General features: G+C 67.7%; 16 protein-coding genes. 9 read left to right on the forward strand and 7 right to left on the reverse strand.

Features of this window, described 5'->3' with window-relative positions; translation table 11 throughout:
- Positions 1-6 precede the first annotated feature (6 nt).
- The 3 genes from H7F38_RS00850 to H7F38_RS00860 all read left to right on the forward strand — a co-directional run bounded on the left by H7F38_RS00850 (position 7) and on the right by H7F38_RS00860 (position 3,682).
- Positions 7-1,170, forward strand: a complete 1,164-nt coding sequence (locus H7F38_RS00850) for a hypothetical protein (protein ID WP_187092453.1) — start codon at positions 7-9, stop codon at positions 1,168-1,170.
- A 98-nt stretch (positions 1,171-1,268) separates the two neighbouring features.
- Positions 1,269-2,915 (forward strand): TIGR03767 family metallophosphoesterase, encoded by a 1,647-nt coding sequence (locus H7F38_RS00855; protein ID WP_187092454.1) that lies wholly within the window; start codon positions 1,269-1,271, stop codon positions 2,913-2,915.
- Positions 2,916-2,965: 50 nt separating this feature from the next.
- Entirely contained in the window at positions 2,966-3,682 is a 717-nt protein-coding gene (locus H7F38_RS00860) for a hypothetical protein (protein ID WP_187092455.1), read from the forward strand.
- 147 nt (positions 3,683-3,829) lie between these two features.
- Here H7F38_RS00860 and H7F38_RS00865 read toward each other — a convergent pair whose 3' ends face one another.
- The gene (locus tag H7F38_RS00865) at positions 3,830-4,411 is read right to left on the reverse strand and encodes a hypothetical protein (RefSeq protein WP_187092456.1); all 582 of its coding nucleotides are present in this window, start codon (positions 4,409-4,411) and stop codon (positions 3,830-3,832) included.
- Positions 4,412-4,712: 301 nt separating this feature from the next.
- Here H7F38_RS00865 and H7F38_RS00870 point away from each other — a divergent pair, with 301 nt between their 5' ends.
- Positions 4,713-5,171, forward strand: a complete 459-nt coding sequence (locus H7F38_RS00870; protein WP_187092457.1) for a hypothetical protein — start codon at positions 4,713-4,715, stop codon at positions 5,169-5,171.
- Between the two features lie 6 nt (positions 5,172-5,177).
- Here the strand turns inward: H7F38_RS00870 and H7F38_RS00875 are convergent, their stop codons facing one another.
- The 4 genes from H7F38_RS00875 to H7F38_RS00890 form a co-directional block, all read right to left on the reverse strand.
- On the reverse strand, positions 5,178-6,641 hold the full coding sequence (locus H7F38_RS00875) for a phosphatidylserine/phosphatidylglycerophosphate/cardiolipin synthase family protein (RefSeq protein WP_222618355.1): 1,464 nt from the start codon (positions 6,639-6,641) through the stop codon (positions 5,178-5,180).
- Between the two features lie 153 nt (positions 6,642-6,794).
- Entirely contained in the window at positions 6,795-7,907 is a 1,113-nt protein-coding gene (locus tag H7F38_RS00880) for an ABC transporter substrate-binding protein (protein ID WP_370531279.1), read from the reverse strand.
- Positions 7,908-8,034: 127 nt separating this feature from the next.
- A complete protein-coding gene (locus H7F38_RS00885; RefSeq protein WP_222618356.1) occupies positions 8,035-8,937 on the reverse strand; it encodes an ABC transporter permease in 903 nt (300 codons plus the stop codon).
- Positions 8,934-9,764, reverse strand: a complete 831-nt coding sequence (locus H7F38_RS00890) for an ABC transporter ATP-binding protein (RefSeq protein WP_187092459.1) — start codon at positions 9,762-9,764, stop codon at positions 8,934-8,936. Before H7F38_RS00890 ends, H7F38_RS00885 begins: the two co-directional genes overlap by 4 nt.
- A gap of 277 nt (positions 9,765-10,041) precedes the next feature.
- Here H7F38_RS00890 and H7F38_RS00895 point away from each other — a divergent pair, with 277 nt between their 5' ends.
- The 5 genes from H7F38_RS00895 (at position 10,042) to H7F38_RS00915 (ending at position 16,781) form a co-directional block, all read left to right on the forward strand.
- A complete protein-coding gene (locus H7F38_RS00895) occupies positions 10,042-11,616 on the forward strand; it encodes a sensor histidine kinase (protein WP_187092460.1) in 1,575 nt (524 codons plus the stop codon).
- Entirely contained in the window at positions 11,613-12,293 is a 681-nt protein-coding gene (locus tag H7F38_RS00900; protein ID WP_187092461.1) for a response regulator, read from the forward strand. Before H7F38_RS00895 ends, H7F38_RS00900 begins: the two co-directional genes overlap by 4 nt.
- Positions 12,294-12,813: 520 nt before the next feature.
- The gene (locus tag H7F38_RS00905; RefSeq protein WP_187092462.1) at positions 12,814-13,665 is read left to right on the forward strand and encodes a glycosyltransferase family 2 protein; all 852 of its coding nucleotides are present in this window, start codon (positions 12,814-12,816) and stop codon (positions 13,663-13,665) included.
- Complete coding sequence (locus H7F38_RS00910) at positions 13,662-14,396, forward strand: polysaccharide deacetylase family protein (protein WP_222618358.1); 735 nt, start codon at positions 13,662-13,664, stop codon at positions 14,394-14,396. Before H7F38_RS00905 ends, H7F38_RS00910 begins: the two co-directional genes overlap by 4 nt.
- Positions 14,397-14,723: 327 nt before the next feature.
- Complete coding sequence (locus H7F38_RS00915; protein ID WP_187092463.1) at positions 14,724-16,781, forward strand: TPM domain-containing protein; 2,058 nt, start codon at positions 14,724-14,726, stop codon at positions 16,779-16,781.
- A gap of 12 nt (positions 16,782-16,793) precedes the next feature.
- Here H7F38_RS00915 and H7F38_RS00920 read toward each other — a convergent pair whose 3' ends face one another.
- Together H7F38_RS00920 and H7F38_RS00925 are read right to left on the reverse strand one after the other, a co-directional pair.
- A complete protein-coding gene (locus H7F38_RS00920) occupies positions 16,794-17,627 on the reverse strand; it encodes an FAD:protein FMN transferase (protein WP_222618359.1) in 834 nt (277 codons plus the stop codon).
- 23 nt (positions 17,628-17,650) lie between these two features.
- Positions 17,651-18,256 carry an FMN-binding protein gene (locus tag H7F38_RS00925; RefSeq protein ID WP_187092464.1) on the reverse strand — a complete coding sequence of 202 codons (606 nt, stop codon included), beginning with the start codon at positions 18,254-18,256 and terminating at the stop codon, positions 17,651-17,653.
- Positions 18,257-18,279 lie beyond the last annotated feature (23 nt).

Consider the following 18,279-nt stretch of genomic DNA (forward strand, 5'->3'; position numbering starts at 1 on the left):
TGTTTCGTGAACTCCGTCCTGCATTCCGCGGCCGCCGTCGCGGGTCTGGCACTGGTCGTCGCGGTCTGGAGAGCGGCGATCCTGGCCCTGGCGGTCGCTCGCCCGACTCGCAGCGTGCTGCTGTACCGGGCCTGGATCGCTCTGGTCAGAGCGCCGGTCGATGCCATCGCCAAGCGGGTCTCCTACGCTCGCCGTGACGCCCTGCTGGCGCCGATCGGTTCGTTGGTGATGATCTCGCTGGTGCCGTTCTGGCTGGCGCTCTTCGGTGTCGGATACGGGCTGATCTTCTACGGCGTCGGCGGACTCTCGATGTCCGGAGCCCTCCGCGAATCCGGGTCCAGCTTGTTCACCCTGGGTTTCTCGTCACCCAGAGGTGGTGTCGCGACGATTGTCTCGTTCCTCGCCGCCATCACCGGACCATTGTTGATCGCCCTGCTGATCGGCTACCTGCCGACGCTCTACGGAGCGTTCAACCGTCGCGAGACCGAGGTCAGCCTGCTGGCCGGCCGCGGCGGGGATCCGGCCTGGGGCCCGGTGATCCTGGTCCGCTACCAATTGGCCGACGTCGTCGGTCAGCTGGCCGATCTGTTCGCGAGCTGGGAGCGGCTCGTCGCCGACATCGCCGAGAGTCACACGTCCTACCCGACCCTGGCCTTCTTCCGCTCGCCCGACCTGCGGCGCAGCTGGTTGACGTCCCTGATGGCAGTGATGGATGCCGCGGCCATCCAACTGGCGCGGACACCGTCGGCAGCCTCGGCGTCGTCTCGGTTGGTCATCACCGGCGGCATCTCGGCCCTGAAGTCGATCAATGCAGCGCAGCGCCTCCCGGTGATCGACGACCCGTTGCCCAACGACCCGATCAGCCTGACCTACGAGGAGTTCCACGAGGCCTGGCTGATGCTGGATCGGGTCGGCTACCCGTCGGAGACCCAGCCCGAACAGGCATGGAAGGATTTCAAGGGGTGGCGGGTGAACTGGGAGCAGAACGCATTCTTGCTGGCCCGGAAGATCGACTCGCCACCGCTGGACTGGTCGGGCCCCCGCAACGGCAACATTCCCCGGCTGGTCCGGGATCGCCCGCGCAACCGACGCCACGACGATCTGGACGGCCTGAACGTCTCGCTCCGCCTGCGCCCGGCGACCGAGCCTGATCAGCCACCCCCGGCCTGATCCGCGTCGCCGGGTCGAGGGGTCCGGCTCGAAGTCGGCGGGCGGGCCTGCACAGACCTGACGCGTCCGGCTCGTTCCGGACGCACCATAATCAGCCGGTGACTCTCACCGATCGCTCGTCGATCATCGGCGGCCCGCGGTCCGATCTCGGATATTGGCAACTGTCCGCCGGCCCCGGCGAACAGCACACCTCCCGGAACGAGTACCTGCCGACCGGACGACTTCCGGTGGAGAGCAGACCACTGCTGACGGTGGCGCACCTGTCCGATCTGCATCTGTGCGACACCCAGTCCCCGGCCCGCGGCGAGTTCCTGGACCGTTGGTCGGATCCGGATTCTCCGCTGCGGCCGGTGCTGGGCATCATCGGGGCCTACCGAGCGCAGGACTGTCTCACCATCCAGGTCGGTGCCGCGATGGTCCGGGCCATCAATGCCGTCCGGCGCGGCCCGGTGGGCGGAGCCGAGATCGACTGGGCCATCACCACCGGCGACGTCGTCGACAGCGCCCAGACCAACGAGTTGGGTTGGTACATCAACCTTCTCGACGGCGGGCGAATCATCCCGGACTCGGGATCGACGGAGCGCTACGAGGGCGTCGCCGATCACGACTTCTGGCACGAGGCGTTCTGGCATCCGGACCCGGCCCGGAACGCCGACGGGTCCGCAAGACCGGACCGCCCGAGGCGGCTCTTCGGTTTCCCTGACGCAGCAGGCCTTCTCGACACTCTCCGGGAGCCGTTCGATTCACCCGGGTTGAGCATGCCATGGCTGGCGGTCCACGGCAACCACGACCAACTCGTGCAGGGCAACATCCCGGCCATCGGAGAATTCGCGCACGCGTCGATGGCCGACCGGAAGGCCATCGACCTCCCCGCGCACTGGACGATCGAGGAGATCGCGCAATTCTGCGGTGCGGTCGACTCGACCGAGCAGGACGGCCTGGACCGCTGGGGCGAGATGCTCACCCGGCAGATCACGCCGGATCCGGCCCGCCGCACGATCAGTCGCGCCGAATTCGTCGCCGCACATTTCCGCCCCGCTGCACGACCGGCCGGACACGGGCTACCGGACCGGCAGGGCTCGCAGTGCTACTACCGTCACGACCACCGGCCGGCCCAGGTCCGGGACCGCGTGGTGACCGTCCTGGTGCTGGACGCGGTGAACGAGCACGGCGGTTACCAGGGCAGTCTGGACGCTCCCCAGTTGGCGTGGCTCGAGGACGAGCTGACGGCGGCCGATCGCGAGAAGCGTTACGTGGTGCTGGCTTCCCATCACACCCTGGCCGACCTGGTGAACGACCGGCGCGAGCCGGGCTCGTCACGTCGGGTGCTGACCGCCGAACTGGCCCAGGTGCTGGACGCCCACCCCAGTGTGGTGCTGTGGATCAACGGTCACACCCACATCACCAGGGTGACACCGCACGGTGATCAGGCCGACCGGACAGCTCATGCCTGGTGGGAGGTCACCGCGCCCTCGCTGATCGACTTCCCGCAGCAGGGCCGCATCGTGGAACTCCTCCGGTCGGCGAACGGCACCCTGACCATCGCCGTTACAATGGTCGATCACAGCGGCGAATTACCGTGGTCGGGCCGCGTCGATTCGATCAACGCGATCGCCGGTCTCTCCCGCCAACTGGCCGCGAACGACTGGCAGTTCCGACCTGACGACTTCGGCGCTCATCCGCTGACCGGCACGCCGTTGGATCGAAATGTCCTGCTCCACCTGCCAGATCCCTTCCCCGCCTGAACTCACCGGTTCCTGAGAACAATCTGAGACCCGGCCGCCATTCTGGCCGGGTGAAGACATCGATCCCGCTCTCGGAGCTGCTGGCGAAAGCGCCCTGGATCTCCGCGCCCTCGAACGTCCAGGCCGAGGACGCAGGATCGCTGACCACGACACCCGCACGCGGGACCGTGGGCAACACCCGACTGACCTCGGCGACCGGGGTCGTCCTGATCGGGTTGCTGCTGGTCGAGGGCGTCACCATCCTGAGCATCCGCCAGATGATCACGCTGCACATCTTCGTCGGCGTGCTGCTGCTGGGCCCGGTGCTGCTGAAGACCGGCAGCACGATGTTCCGCTTCGTGCGCTACTACCGCGGCGCGCCCGCCTACCGGAAGAAGGGACCGCCGCACCCCGTCCTGCGGGTCCTGGGGCCGTTCGTGATCCTCTCCAGCCTGGCTCTGCTCGGAACAGGGGTGGCGCTGATCTTCGCCGGCGATCACCGGTCCGACTGGTTGCTGACCGCGCACCAGACCAGCTTCTGGATCTGGGTCGCCCTGATGACGGTCCACGTCGTCGGGCACCTCTGGGAAGCGCTCGTGGTCTCCCGGGCGGAACTGCGCGGTGCACTGCGAGGACCTCAGGCGGGCCGGAGCCGTTGGCGGCTGATCGTCATCGCTGCCGCTCTGGTGATCGGCGTGGGTACGGCGATGATCCTGCTACCGCATGCGACCTCCTGGACGACGCGCACCGCGGGCCGACACGAGGCGCCGGCTGCCGCTACGCCCTGACCCGGGCCGCCGCCCCCAGTGCGCCGTACCTTCCCCACCTGCTCACCGGGCCGCCCGCCGACCGGCTGCGTCGGGATCCGATGCTGCCGACCAGGCTGAGTCGGCACCCGACTCGGACCGGGCCCGACTCTCCAGACCGGACCCGTCTCAGGAGCCGCCCGAACCACCGTTGGAGGAACCCGCCGCAGGTGTCGGGGCTGCGGCGGGTGGCACGATCGCCGCAGGCGGCGTCGGGGCGGCGGTGGTCCGCACCGGCGCCGCAGCGCTCGTCGCGGGCGCGGTCGTGGTCGTCACCGCGGCGGAGGTCGGCGTGGACGAGGGACGCCTGGTCGTGGGCGCGTGCACCTTTGGGGCCGCAGCACCGACGGTGCCCGTCTGGCCGGCGGTGCCGGTCGTTGCAGCGGGGCCGGTCTTTCCAGCGGTGCCGGTCCTGCCGGCGGCGGGCGTCCGGCCGACCGTCCCACTCGACCGGCCCGTGGTGGTGGTTTCGGCCGGGGCATCCACCCGGGCGGTCGTCGTGGTCGGCGGGGTCCCGACCGCAGCGGAGCGGGAGGCGGCGGGGTGTCCGGCGTCCACCCGATGGGTGGACACCGCAGCGGTATGGGGAGCAGCCAGCGCCATCGTGGCGAGGACGGAGGTCAGTCCAGCCGCCCCGGCCACTCCGGCGGTCAACCCTCTGACCCGACGGCGCATGGTCAGATATTCGAGCCCACGGGAATGGTGTGACATTCTTCACCTACTCTTCCTCGATAACATGTTTATGTCTAAAAGGCCCGGTGAGGCTCTGCAGATCGATCATTTCCGTCGCGCCCGAACCTATACCATTCTTATTTCTTGCTGATATTTCGGCGCATTTTACGCGAAATCCGTTCTGCAGTCAGAGATTTCTAAGGATGACCTTGCTTGACGACCTCACCCGGTCCAAGTATCCATGAATCAGTCGCATCGTTGCGCATCTTCCTTCCGACCATCGCAGAATATGTCCGATTTGCGCAGGCGGATCGATCCCTCCACCGATTGGACTAACGCCATGACCGAATCCGTTACCCGCAGCAACACCACCAGGACTTCGCAGACCCCGGCTCGTCCCCAGGACGGCAAGATCTTCGCGATACTGACCGGAATCACCTCGCTGGTGGTGCTTCTGCAGGCCGTCTGGGCCGGCGTCTTCCTGGAGCACGATGGTGAACGGGACGCATCATCCGCCTGGATCGAGATGCACGCCCGCGGCGCCGAGCTGGCGATCGTGCTCGCCCTTGCGACCACCGTCTTCGCGTTCGTCCGGATGCGGCCGCGCAAGGATCTGTGGCTCGGGAGTCTGGCCCTGACGATGCTTCTCGTCCTCGAGTCCTACCTCGGCGGTCTCATCAAGGACGCCGGCAAGGACACCCTGACCGCGGTGCACGTCCCACTGGGCATGGCCATCATGGCGCTCGTCGTGTGGATTCCGTTGCGGGCCCGCCAGTCCCGCGCCGTCAGCGCCGCCTGAGGCGCCTCAGCCGTCCACCAGCAGGCCACGCGCCGGACCGGCCAACCGTTCGGAGCGCCGGGAGACCGCAGGCAGCGTCATCACTCTCCGGTTCTGCGGGCGGCCCGTCCGGGTGCGGGCCAGCTGTTCCTCCGCGACCGGCTTCCAGTAGCGGTCGATGACGTTCGTGGGGTCGCCGTCGATCACGTCCATCCCCAGCTCGAGATGTTCGGCCCACAGGCGGAGTCTCGTCCGGCGGGCCAACGTGGGGTCCAGGGTCAGCACGTTGACCTCGGTGTCGTTGAAGAGCGAATGCTCGTTGAGGTTCGCCGAACCGATGGTCAGCCATCGATCGTCGACGACCGCCACCTTTGCGTGGACGTACAGCGGGTCGATGGTGCCGTCCGCATGGGCATTCACCGTGGCGGCCAGCAGACGTCCGGCTCCGTTGTCGGCCGCGACCAGCCGTCCCAGCTGCCCGCGTGTGGTGTCGGCACCGTTGCTGGGCCTGGCGGGAAGCACGATCACGATCCGGAAATCAGGTGCTGGTGGATTTCTGAGCTTTTCGATCAGCAGCTCGGCGATTTCGGCGGACCAGAGGAACTGGTTCTCCAGATAGATGAACCTGCGGGCCGACGCAAGGCCGTGCAGGTAGGCATCCGCGATGGAGAACTCACCCCGTCGGGCGAACCCGTAGGTCCGTTCGGGAACCGTTCGGAGTAGCTGCACCGCAACGGATCCCGCCTCCGGTTGCCGTACCGGTGCGGGTAGTCGCTCGTGTGCGACCTCCTGCCAGCGGTCACGGAAGTGGTCGGCCACATCGGCCACCACCGGCCCCCGGAGGCGGGTCGACACGTCATGCCAGCCGGTGGCGCCCCTGGGCGGGTGAGCCGATAGATCCCAGCGATCACCGCTGAGATCGGACAGATCGATTCCCCCGACGAAGGCGAGTTCGTCGTCGATCACGATGACCTTCTCGTGATGGCAGTGCATCGTTCTCTCGCGTGCATCCAGTTCACACCGGACCGAGGACCCCCTGGTCAACTCCTGCTGCACCTGTTTCATCATCGACCGGGTCGGCTGGAAGATCGGGAGGGGCGGCCCGGCCCACAGCAGCACCCGCACGTCCACCCGCTGCGCGAGGTCCACGAGAATCTCGCGCAGGGTCGGTGTCCCGGGCTCGCGGCGCAGCCAGAAAACTGTGGTCAGGTGCCAGCCGGCGATGTGGACGTGGGAGTGGGCCGCTCGCAGGGCGTCGTAGATCGAGGCGAACGCCGCCTCTCCGTCGATCAACACCTCCACGTCGTTGCCGGTCGTGGCGGCCCTGGCCCCCGGAACCCACGTCCGGGAGTCGTCGGCCGAGAACACGTCTGCATGGCCCAGCTTCGAGAGTCGGTTGCGGTGATGCCGGCGCACCGACTTCTCCAGGGCGCCTCCGACCACGTCGTCGATCCGGCCCATCATGATCTCCCGCCACTCTCGGACTGCCACAGGTCACCGTCGGCGGATGTTGCGCGTCGGGCTCCGTGGACGCTGATCCGGGAATGTACCCCGGCCGGGCCGACGCCGATGGGCTGACGTCGGCCCGGCCGGTGGGCCTGTGCGCGGTGGGCCTGTGTTCGGTGGGCCTGTGCGCGGCGGCGGTCAGGCCAGAGGGGTGGCCGCCTTGACGAACTCGTCGGTGAAGGTCTTGCTCAGGTCGATGGTCTTGCCCTTGACCGCCGGGTTGAACGCCGAGAGCACGTTCAGGATGGTGGTGGGTCCGGTGGCCGGCATCATGCCGGTCGGGTTGAAGATGCCCTTCTCGCTGTCCAGTGCCTTGGCGTAGGCGGTCTTCCCGACGCCGGCGTAGTACGACGCCGGCATCACATCGGCGATCTGGGTGCCGTTGTGCGCCTGGATCCACTTCAGCGTCGCGACATAGGCGTTGACCAGCTTCTGCACCGTGTCCTTGTGCGAGTTGACGTAGTCGGTGGGCATGTACAGCGAGGTCGCCGGGTATTCACCGCCGAGCACCGACTGCGCTCCGGCCGAGGTCCGCATGTCGAGCAGGATGAAGGCGATACCGGTGGACAACGCCTGCGAGACGGTCGGTTCGGTCGTCATGCCGCAGTCGATTGCCTTCTGCTTCATCGCCGCCAGAAAAGTCTGCCCCGCACCTACTCCCCTCCGGGTGGTGGCGGCCGGGTCGACCCCGGCCTTGTGGGTGATGTACTGCGTCAGGAAATCGGTGGAGGAGCCGGTATCGGTGATGCCGAGCGACCGGCCCTTGAAGTCGGCCGGGGAATTGATCTGACCCTTCAGATCGCTTCGGCACAGTTCCACCTCCCCCGGGTTCTGCAGCATCGAGACCACCGACTCGGCGGCCTTTCCCCTGCCCTGCAACACAATGGTGTGGTCGTAGAACCCGCCGACACCCTGCACCTGTCCGGCCAGCATGTTGGTGGTCGCGTCGCCACCGGCCGGCTCGTCGATCAGGGTGAGGTTCAGGCCGGCCTTCTGGTAGTACCCGAGCTGTTTGGCGAGCATGTAGGGCAGGTAGATCTGCTTGGACATACCGCCGACCATGATGGTCAGACCGGCGTCCGAACCGGACGCAGCGGGCGCGGATCCGGCCGCTGCGGGTGCCGATCCGGCCGCACTCGAGGTGGATGCCGCCGTGGTGTTCCCGGTCGCGTTGTTCGCGCATCCGGCCAGGGACAGAGAGCCGACGGTCGCGATGATCGCGACCTTCTTCCATCGTGGGGAGTACATCATTGTTTCCTTCCGATCAGGGTTGATGGGGGTTGATCCCGGGTGGGGGTTGATCCGGGTGGGGGTTGATCCGGGTGGGGGTCGATCCGGGTGGGGGTCGATCAGGATTGATCCGGGCTGTCGTCGGAGTTCAGACGGCGGTCATGTCGGCGGTCGCCGAGGGCGGCCGCCACCGCAGGATCCGCTTTTCCAGCAGGGTGATGACCAATTCGGCGAGCAGGGCGATGATCGCGACCACCACCATGCCGCCGAGCACGCCGTTCATGTCGAAGTTGTTCTGCGAGCTGCGGATCAGCAGCCCGAGACCCTTGTCTGCGCCGAGGATCTCGCCGACCAGCGCGCCGATCAACGCGAACCCGAAGCTGACGTGCAGGCTGGCCAGGATCCAGGTGAAGGCCGAGGGGATGACCACCTGACGAGTGACCTGGAGCCGTGACGCCCCGAGAATCCTCGCGTTGGCCATCAGGTTGCGGTCCACTTCGCGGGTGCCCTGGAAGGCATTGAAGAAGACCCCGAAGAAGACCAGCACCGCCGAGAGCACGATCTTGGACTCGATGCCGAATCCGAAGGCCACCGTGAAGATCGATCCGAGGATGATGCGCGGAATGGAGTTGGCCACCTTGATGAACGGTGACAACAGGTCCGCCAGCAGGCGACTGCTGCCCAGTGCGATGCCGCCGACGATGCCCAGCACCACGCCGATGACGAACCCGTAGACCGTTTCCTGGAGGGTGACGCCCACCTGCTCGGCGAGCGAACCCTGCGGGGTGCCCACCGTGATCCAGCCTTTCAGCGTCGCCCACACCTGGCTGGGCTGCCCCCAGAAGAACGGGTCGATGTGCTTGGCGTTCACCCCCCACTCCCACGCGTACAGCAGGCCGCCCACCAGCACCAACCTGGCCGCGTTCATCAACAGCCGTCTGCGCAGCCGCAGACTGCGGGCCGATGGGGGGGTGCGGATGTTCAGGGTCGTCGTCGTTCCACCGATACCGGCGAACGCGCCCGAGACCTCGGCGCCCGCCACGTCGTTCACGACGCCACCTGCGTGGTGCGCGCGTAGGCCGTTTCGACCTCGGAACGCAGGGCTTCCCAGATCTTCTCGTAGATGGCGACGAACTCGGGCTCGAAGCGGATCTCCTGCGTCCGCCGTGGTCGCGGAAGATCGACCGGGAAGACCTCCTTGATGGTGCCGGGACCCGCGGTCAGGACCACCACCTTGTCGGCCAGGGCGATCGCCTCCTCGAGATCGTGCGTGACGAAGATGACCGCCGGGCGGGTCAGCTCCCAGAGCCCCAGCAACTCGTCCGACATGATCGATCTGGTCTGCACGTCCAATGCCGAGAACGGCTCGTCCATCAACAGCACCTCGGGCTCGTTGATCAAACTCTGGGCCAGTGCCACCCGCTTGCGCATCCCACCGGACAACTGATGGGGATACCGGTCCTCGAAGCCGGCCAGACCGACCCGGCGCACCCAGTCGCGCGCCGCGGTGTTCGCCTTCGTCCGGGACAGACCGCGGAATCTGGGACCGGCCGCGACGTTGTCCAGCACGCTCTTCCATGGGAACACCGCGTCCTGCTGGAACATGAAGCCGACACCCGGGGTGATGCCGGACACCGCGCGGCCGGCCACGGTGACCGAACCGGCCGACGGCCGCTCCAGCCCTGACACCAGCGTCAGCGTGGTGGATTTTCCGCACCCGGTCGGCCCGACCACGGCACAGAACTCGCCGGGCGCGATGGTGAGGTCGAAATCGCGGAGCGCCGTGAAGATCCCGCCCTTGGGTGTACGGAATCGTTTGGTCACATTTTCCAGAACGATTGCCGGCACATCGGATTGAATGTGTCTCGATGGCGTCATTGTCACCAGTGGGTCTCCTTTTTGGTCCGTTGAGGCAGAAGACTGCCCGCACCATCGGAGCATGCAAAGCATTCGCGCCGAACTCACCGAAAAGCTTCATTGCACACATATTCGATCTTTTCTGGATACGTGGCGCAACTTCCGGCAGGTTTGGTGCATTTTGCTCATCACCGCTTCCGTCGGAGCAGCGCCTGTGCTTGACTTCGGTGGACGCAGCGAGATCGGGACCATGCGCGTCGAGCCACCAGAGTCACACCAACGGAGGTGCTGATCGCCCATGCGCTCCCTGGCATCCTGGTTGCTGTGGTCGGTCGTGGGCATCCTGGTCGGCACGGCGGCCGTCGGCGGTCTCCTGCAGATTCGGCAGACGAGCGCGGTTCTCGATCAGCAGTTCCAGGAGCGGGCGAGAGCCGAAGCCAGCGCCGTCGCCGACATTCCGCAGGTCCGCGCGGCTCTCATCGCCCACGATCCCGACCGGACGCTGCAGCCGCTGACCGCCAGGGTGCAGCGCGACACCGGCGCCGCGTACGTCGTCATCACCGACCGGTTCGGGATGCGTTACACCCACCCGACCGCAGCACTGATCGGGCGGCGGCTCGAGGAGCCGGTCGAGGTGCTCGATGGCCGGACGCACGTCGGCATCGACAACGGCAGCCTGGGCCGCTCGGCCAACGGCAAGGCGCCGATCTTCGCGCCGTCCGGCGAGGTGATCGGCCAGGTGTCGGTGGGCATCCTGGAGACCACCGTGGCCTCCCAGTTGTCGTCCCAGATCTGGGGAATCGGACTCTACCTGGCGATAGCGCTCGCGGTCGGGGTGTTGGTGGCCCTGATGATGGCCCGGTCGATGAAGCGCAAGACCTTCGGGCTGGAACTGGGTGAGATCAGCTCCCTGCTCCAGGAGCGGGAGGCGATGCTGCACGGGATCCGCGAGGGCGTCATCGGATTCGATGCCCGACAACGGGTTTCGCTGATCAACGACGAGGCCCGGCGCCTGCTCGGACTGTCCGACCAGAAGGTCGGTGAACCGCTCACCCGGTCCCTCCCGCCCGGTCGTCTGCTGGACGTGTTGACCGGCGGTTCGACCGGAGCAGATCAGGTGGTCCTGACCGACGACTCGTTGCTGGTGGTGAATCGGCGCACCGTGGTGATCGGCGGCAGGTCTGCGGGCAGCGTCGTCACCCTGCGGGATCGGACCGAGATGGAGGGACTCATCAGAGAACTGGATTCGGCGACCGGTCTCGCCCATGCGCTGCGCGCGCAGGAGCATGAATTCGCCAATCGCCTGCACGTCATCGGTGGGCTGCTGGATCTGGAGGAAATCGCCGAGGCCCGAAGGTACGTGGATATCGTCGGCGCCGGGCACACCGGCTCCGCGGAGGACCTGCGCGCCCAGATCTCGCCGCCGTTGATCGCCGGACTGCTACTGGCCAAGCAGACCATCGCCGCCGAGCGGGACATCGATCTGGTCCTGACCGAGGACTCGCACCTCCACCTGCCGAACGGGCCGACGGCCCAGAACGTCATGACCATTCTCGGGAACCTGATCGACAATGCGCTGGATTCGGTCGGAGACCGACCAGCGCCCCGGGAGGTGGTGGTGGCCATCGCCGGTGACGCGGTCCTGTCCATCGTCGTCAGCGACAACGGGCCGGGGGTGGACCCGGAGAACATCGAGCGCATCTTCGCCGACGGTTTCTCCACGAAACCGACGAGGGCCGACCGCCGTCGCGGGATGGGACTGGCCCTGGTCCAACGACTCGTCCGCAGATCCGGCGGCAGCATCACGGTCGATCCGGGTCCGGGCGGCCGTTTCGAGGTCGTCATGCCTGCGACTGCGGAACTGCCCGCATGATCCGCACGCTGGTCGTCGACGACGATTTCCGGGTCGCCCACATCCACGCGGCCGGGGTGGCCAAGGTGGACGGCTTCTCCTGCATCGGACAGGCGCACACCGCCGCGACCGCCCGTCTTGCCATCGACCAGCATCATCCCGATCTGCTGATCCTGGACATCTACCTCCCGGACGAGGACGGGCTGAGCCTGCTGCGGTCGTTGGCCGGTGCGGGCACCGCCCCTGACACGATCTTCATCACCGCTGCACGCGATGTCGATTCGGTCCGGGCTGCGATGGGGCTCGGCGCGATCTACTACCTGGTCAAGCCGTTCGGCTTCGCCCAGTTCCGCCAGCAACTCGACGCCTACCGGGGGTGGCGCGAGCAACTGATCACCGAGGCCGGTGAACAGACCGACCAGGCAACCATCGATTCCCTGTTCAGCACCCTGCGGCGCCCTGTCCCTTCCGCGGAGCAGACACGCCTTCCCCCGACCATGGCCAAGATCCTGCGCACCGTCGGCGAGTCACCGGAAGCCATCGGGGCCAGCACCACCGCCCGCGCACTCGGGATGAGCCGTCCGACCGCCCAGCGGTACCTCTCGGAATTACAGCGAAAGGGACTCCTCGAGCTGGAGTTGTCCTACGGATCCACCGGGCGACCGGTCCATCGCTACCGGCTCAGCAATCCGCGTTGAGGGGATTTGTCCCCCGGGAGGGCATCGGCCGCCGTCAATGCCTGACGGTGAAGGCGCCCACGAAAACTGCCAGCGCGGCCAGTACCGCAATACCCATCCAGACGGTCAAGATCGTGTTCATGTACGGCCTTCTTCGTGCTGCCTTCTTCAACGCCTGCTGCGTCTTCGCATGTACCTTTCATCAATCAACTCCGCCGCCCGGCGGCCTTCAAGGGTCAACTTATGCAACAGATCTCGGCCTCCGATCGTCATGCGACTTCGGTCACCATTTCCGAGAAATTCCGTTCGGTCGGCCGATATCTTCTGAGATTCTTCTGACGACGACGGAATGGACGGACGACCGGCGGACCAACAGTCTGCTGTCGGCGCCATGCCTGGAACCCATTTCTGTGAGCAGGCGTACATCGGGTATGGACGTCGGATGTCGGTCGGTTGTCGGAGAAGTGCACGATCAACGCCACGTACGCCGTACGGTTCAGCCTCAAAGGCTATCTACTATCTCGTGTGTAGTATCCCGTTCATGGCGATAGAAGCAATCCCCTCGACCCGGCCGCAAGTGCTCCCGCTCCGGAACGGGCCGCTGCTCCCGGCCGAGCGCGCCGTGCGCGCCACCGAGCCTGCCGCGCTGGCATCCGAGCCTGCTGTGCGCCCGCGGTTCAGCATCGTCATCCCCGCTCTGGACGAGGAACTGTTCATCGCCGACTGCCTGAGATCGATCGCTGCACAGGACTTCCCGGGTGAGGTCGAGGTCATCGTGGTGGACAACAACTGCGTCGACCGCACAGCCGACATCGCCCGGTCCCTCGGAGCCGTGGTCGTCACGGAGTCCCGGCCGGGCGTCTGCTGGGCGCGGCAGGGCGGCACCTCGGTGGCCAACGGGGAAATCATCGTCTCGACCGACGCCGACACCACGTTCCCGGTCAGCTGGCTGTCCACCATCGACCGGTCCTTCCGCGCCGACGGAACCCTGGTCGCGGTGGCCGGCCCGTGCGAATTCGTCGCCGCACCGAAGTGGGGAGCCGCCTACCCGAAGGTGCTCTTCGGACTGGTGCACCTGGCCAAGCGCATGACGGGCCGCGTCTTCTACGTCTCGGCCACCAACATCGCGTTCCGCCGGGAGGCCTGGACCGGATACAACACCCAACTCACCCAGGGCGGGGACGAACTGGATCTGCTGCGGCGACTGCAGGCACAGGGACCGGTCGCCTTCGACCGCGGCAACGCGAGCCTCACGTCCTCGCGGCGACTGGAGGAGGGTTTCCTCTACAACGTCACGGTCACCTTCCTCTACTACTACGTCCTCGGCTACTGGTTGAACCGCTTGTTCCGTCGGCCGGTGTTGGGGATGGCCCCCGCGTTCCGCCGGCGATGACCGGTCACCGGCGCAGGCGAACAGGTCTCCTGCTCGGCGGCGGCGCCGTGGTGGGAGCCTCCGCCTACTGGTCGATGATGTCGCCGTTCTCCCGGATCCTCGGCAGATACCCGTTCCGGGGGTCCAGGACCGAGAGAGTGGTGGCGTTGACGTTCGACGACGGGCCGAACGAGCCGTACACCTCCCGGATCGCGGACGTGCTGGCGGCAGAGCAGGTGCGGGCCACCTTCTTCCAGGTCGGCCTCTGCGTGCAGCGGCACCCCGAGGTGACCGCCCGACTGGTGGCCGACGGACACGTGATCGGCAACCACAGCTACTCGCACCGGTTCACCCGCTGTCTGCGCCCGGCGGTCCTGCGCGCCGAGATCACCGCGACCCAGGACCTCGTCGTCCATCATGCCGGTGTGCGGCCTGCCCTCTACCGCCCGCCGTGGCTCATGAGAATCCCTGCACTGCAGAGCATTCTGGGGGATCTGTCCCTGCAGCCGGTGCTCGGCCAGTTCGGTCATGCCTTCGAGGTCTTCCAGCCGTCGCCCCGCCGCATCGCGCGCCGGGCAGCGGCCAAGGCCCGACCGGGATCGATCCTGATCTTCCACGACGGGTTCGACGGCCGCGGCGGTGACCGGGCCAACACGGCCGCTTCGGTGAAGTTGGTCATCGATCGACTGAGGGACAGTGGGTACCGGTTCGTCACGCTCGACGAGATGCTGGGGGTCCCGGCCTACCAGTGACCACGGTCCGAGCAGCGGGAGCAGCGCGCCGACCATCGTTGCAGTAGTTCAGTGCCTGTAGTCGGGCACCGAACTACTGCAACGACGGCCGAATCCTCAGACCCGGCCCAGCAACCTGCGGTCGCCGATGCGGTCGCCGATGCGGTCGCCGATCCCGTTCGCCGATCCGGTCGCCGCTCGGGTGGCTGCTCGGGTCGCGGCGCGGGCAGGACGAGCAGACGCGGGCGGCGTGCGTCCGCAGGCTGGCAACTGGCGCCGGAGTCGTCCCGGTCGATCGCAGGTGGTCGGGGGGCCGTGCGGGCACCGGGCGCCGATAGGCTGCGGGGCATGTCGTTGCCACTGGATAGACCGAGAAGTTCGGGGTCGAGGATTCGCTCGGCCGTCATCGTGCTGCTGGCTCTGTGTGCCCTGGCACTGGGGCCGGGGGTGGCAGCGGCCGACGCCCCGTTCAACATCCCGAACCAGATCACCGACCGTAGCTCCGCTCTGGGCGGGAACACGACCAGCGTCAAGAACGCGATCGACACGTTGTACAGCCAGGACAAGGTCCAGCTCTGGGTGGTCTACGTCAGCAGCTTCGACGGGCAGGCGGGCAACGTCTGGGCGAATGCATCCGGTGCGCTGTCGGGCTTCGACAGCCACACCATGCTGCTGGCCGTCGCCACCGTGGACAAGTCGTACGGGTACTACGTGCCCAGCGGCTTCCCACTCAGCAAGAGCCAGGTCGACACGATCGCAGCGAACGACATCGTGCCGCAACTCAAGGCGGCCAACTGGTCCGGCGCCGCGGTGGCGGCCGCCGACGGCCTGCGGTCCACGATCGGTGGATCCTCGGGGTCCGGCAGCAAGTCCTGGATCCTGTGGGTGATCCTGATCGTGATCCTGGCCGGCGGACTCATCTGGTACCTGCGGGCCAGGAAGTCCAGGGCCGCCGACCCGAACCGCCAAGGATCAGGGCACGGTTCCGGGAGCGGCGGTGACGCGCCGGCCGGCCCCGTCCCGGTGCCGCTGGAACCACTGCAGTCGGTGTCCGACCGGAGCGTGCAGCTGCTGATCGCCAGCGACAACGCCGTGCACGGCAGCGAGCAGCAGCTGATCATCGCGGAGAGCACCTTCGGCGCCGCGGCGATGGCCGAGTTCCGAGCGGCTTTCGAGAGTGCACGTACCTCGTTGGCAGCAGCCTTCCAGCTGCGGCAGCAGATCGACGACGACATCCCAGAGGACGAGAGCACCCGGCGCGCCTGGATGGAAGAGATCATCCAGCGCTGCACCGATGCCGACAATGCACTGGACGCGCAGAGCGACCGTTTCGACGCCATGCTGGACCTGAAGAACCGTCTGCCGGCCGCCGTCGCCGACATCGAGGCGGCACTCCAGGTCCAGGAGGCCAGGGTCGCCGAGGCCACCGGCACGCTGGCGCAGCTGGGCTCCGCCTACGCTCCGAGCGCGTTGAGCGCCGTCATCACGAACGCGTCGGAAGCCTCGAATCGTCTGGACTTCGCGAAGTCGTCGATCGCGACCGCCCGAGGCGAGGAGTCCGACGCCGATACCACCCCAGCGGTGGTCGCCGCCCGGAACGCTCAGGAGTCCGTCGCCCAGGCCACCACGCTGCTCGATGCCATCGACAGGCTGAGCTCCGACCTGGCCGATGCGAAGACCCGGCTACCGGGGCGATTGGCCCCGGTGCAGGCCGAACTGGCGGCGGCCAGGGCTGCCTTCGGGCAGGGCAGCACCGGCAGCGCCGGCCCGACGATCTCGGCGAGGCTGACCCAGGTCGAGACCTCGTTGGCCGCGGTGGCCGGACCGAATGGCACCAAGGACCCGATCCTGGCCACCCAGCGGGTGCGGGAGGCCGACGCGACGCTCGACGAGATCCTGGCCGCGACCAGATCAGCCCAGGACGTGCAGCAGCGGGCGCTCGCAGCTCTGCAGCAGTCCCTGGACTCGGCGCAGGCCAGGATCACCGGCGCCAACGACTTCATCAACACCCGACGCGGCGCCGTCGGCAGCGAGGCCCGCACCCGACTGGCCGAGGCCCAGCGGCACCTGGAGAACGCCGTGAACCTGAGCAACTCCGACCCGGCGGGTGCGCTGGCGGAGTCCCGGCAGGCCGAGTCGCTGGCCGACGAGGCGTCGCGGCTGGCCCAGAACGACATCGGCCGCTGGCAGGGGCCCGGTGGCGGCGGTTACGCCGGTGGCGGGTTCGGTCGCGGGGGCGGCGGCAACTTCACCGGGGCGATCCTGGGCGGCCTCCTCGGTGGGATGCTCAGCGGCGGCGGTGGTTTCGGCGGCTTCGGAGGCGGGGGCGGTGGCGGCTTCGGAGGCGGCGGCAGCTTCGGAGGCGGCGGCGGCGGCGGCGGATTCAGCGGGGGCGGCCGCTTCTGAGCGCGGAGCCCGTTACCGACGCGTCCCGATCCGACCGACCTCGGGACGGGGCAGATCCGACACCTGGAACGAGTCGAATCCGTCGGTGGCGAAGACCTCGTCGTCCTCGGTGACCGCCATCAGGTCGTACCCATCCGCGCAGCAGAGGCCGATCAGGGCCTGCGAGGGATCCAGAAGGGCCGGTCGACCCGCCGCCACCAGCGCCGTCGCCCAGATGTCCGCCCAGGTCAGCGACGGTCCGACGACGGTGACCTGACGGACGCCACCGGCCGCGGACGCCGTGTGCGGATCGATGATGTGCGCGCCGCGGTGCGCCGCACCGGAGGTCGCCACAGCGAAGTCCCGCAGACCCAGGACGGTGAGCAGACCGGAGGGCTGGAAGGGGTGTTCGATCCCGATGCGCCACGGCGCCCCGGCCGATCGGCAGACGATGTCGCCACCGGCGTTGAGGTAGCTGTCACAGCCGATGTCCGCGAGTTCGTCGCCGGCCCGCTGTGCGGCCCAGCCCTTGACCACCCCGCTGGGATCGAGTGCGCCGCTGTACCTGATGTCGAACCAGCCGTCGGTACGAACCCTGGCGCACTCGGCGATCTCCAGCACGGCGGCGAACTCGGCGGCCGCTCCGGGTGCCACCAGGCGTCCGGCCCGCACCGCCTGCAGTTCGCTGTCGGCCAGGTACGGACTGAAGATCCGGTCGCAGCGGCGCATGACGTCGAAGGCCCGATCGACCGCGGCCGCCGCCTCCGCCGCGACGACGGCGGGCCCACCGGGCCGCTCCCGCAGGTGGATGCTCACCGGCAGTCCCATGATCATCTCGGTGCGGGCCACGACGGGCGGGGCGGTCACCCGATCGACCCCCTCGCCGGGGCTCACTTGAAATGGACCTGGTCGAGGGCCGACTGCAGCGAACCGACGAACCCCTGGCTGGTGTAGGTCGCGCCGCTCACCCCAGCAACGTTGGCGCTCTGCGCGGAGAGCACCTGGGATCGCAGTTGCGGCAACGCATACTGGTTGATCTCCTGGTCACGGCCGCTCCCCTGCGGGTACACGATGGCGTTCACGTCGGTGATCCGGCCGGCCTTGATCACGACCTCGACCTGCACCGGACCGTAGGGGGTATCCGTCGAGGCGCCGTCGACGGTGACCGATCGGGCGGCGCTCGGGGTCGCCGGCGTCGACTTCCTGGACGATGACGCGGTCGATCCTGCCGCCCGGCCCGACGGGGCCGACGTCTTCGTGGACCCTCCGGCAGGCGCGCCCGGGACCGTGGTCGGCGTTGCGGCACTTGCGTTCCCGCTCGTGACCGGGTCCGGTCCGGCGGCGGAGGAGACCACCGACCCGGGTGCGGTCACCACGTGCGCCTGGCCGATCGCCACCGTCGTCGCGGTGATCGGCTGGTCCCGGCTGGTGCGGTAGCTGAAGAGCAGGACCAGCACCGCCAGGGTACTGACGATGGTGAAGGTGATGCGCCGCATGGGGTTCGCCTGCATTTCTGGGG

The sequence above is a fragment of the Nakamurella sp. PAMC28650 genome, from assembly GCF_014303395.1.
Lineage (GTDB): Bacteria > Actinomycetota > Actinomycetes > Mycobacteriales > Nakamurellaceae > Nakamurella.

Bases quoted from the DNA above. Each gene is read 5' to 3' on its own strand.
- H7F38_RS00865 (WP_187092456.1), bottom strand. From the start codon at position 4,411: ATGTCACACCATTCCCGTGGGCTCGAATATCTGACCATGCGCCGTCGG.
- H7F38_RS00870 (WP_187092457.1), top strand. From the start codon at position 4,713: ATGACCGAATCCGTTACCCGCAGCAACACCACCAGGACTTCGCAGACC.
- H7F38_RS00880 (WP_370531279.1), bottom strand. From the start codon at position 7,907: ATGATGTACTCCCCACGATGGAAGAAGGTCGCGATCATCGCGACCGTC.
- H7F38_RS00890 (WP_187092459.1), bottom strand. From the start codon at position 9,764: ATGACGCCATCGAGACACATTCAATCCGATGTGCCGGCAATCGTTCTG.
- H7F38_RS00895 (WP_187092460.1), top strand. From the start codon at position 10,042: ATGCGCTCCCTGGCATCCTGGTTGCTGTGGTCGGTCGTGGGCATCCTG.
- H7F38_RS00900 (WP_187092461.1), top strand. From the start codon at position 11,613: ATGATCCGCACGCTGGTCGTCGACGACGATTTCCGGGTCGCCCACATC.
- H7F38_RS00905 (WP_187092462.1), top strand. From the start codon at position 12,814: ATGGCGATAGAAGCAATCCCCTCGACCCGGCCGCAAGTGCTCCCGCTC.
- H7F38_RS00910 (WP_222618358.1), top strand. From the start codon at position 13,662: ATGACCGGTCACCGGCGCAGGCGAACAGGTCTCCTGCTCGGCGGCGGC.
- H7F38_RS00915 (WP_187092463.1), top strand. From the start codon at position 14,724: ATGTCGTTGCCACTGGATAGACCGAGAAGTTCGGGGTCGAGGATTCGC.
- H7F38_RS00925 (WP_187092464.1), bottom strand. From the start codon at position 18,256: ATGCGGCGCATCACCTTCACCATCGTCAGTACCCTGGCGGTGCTGGTC.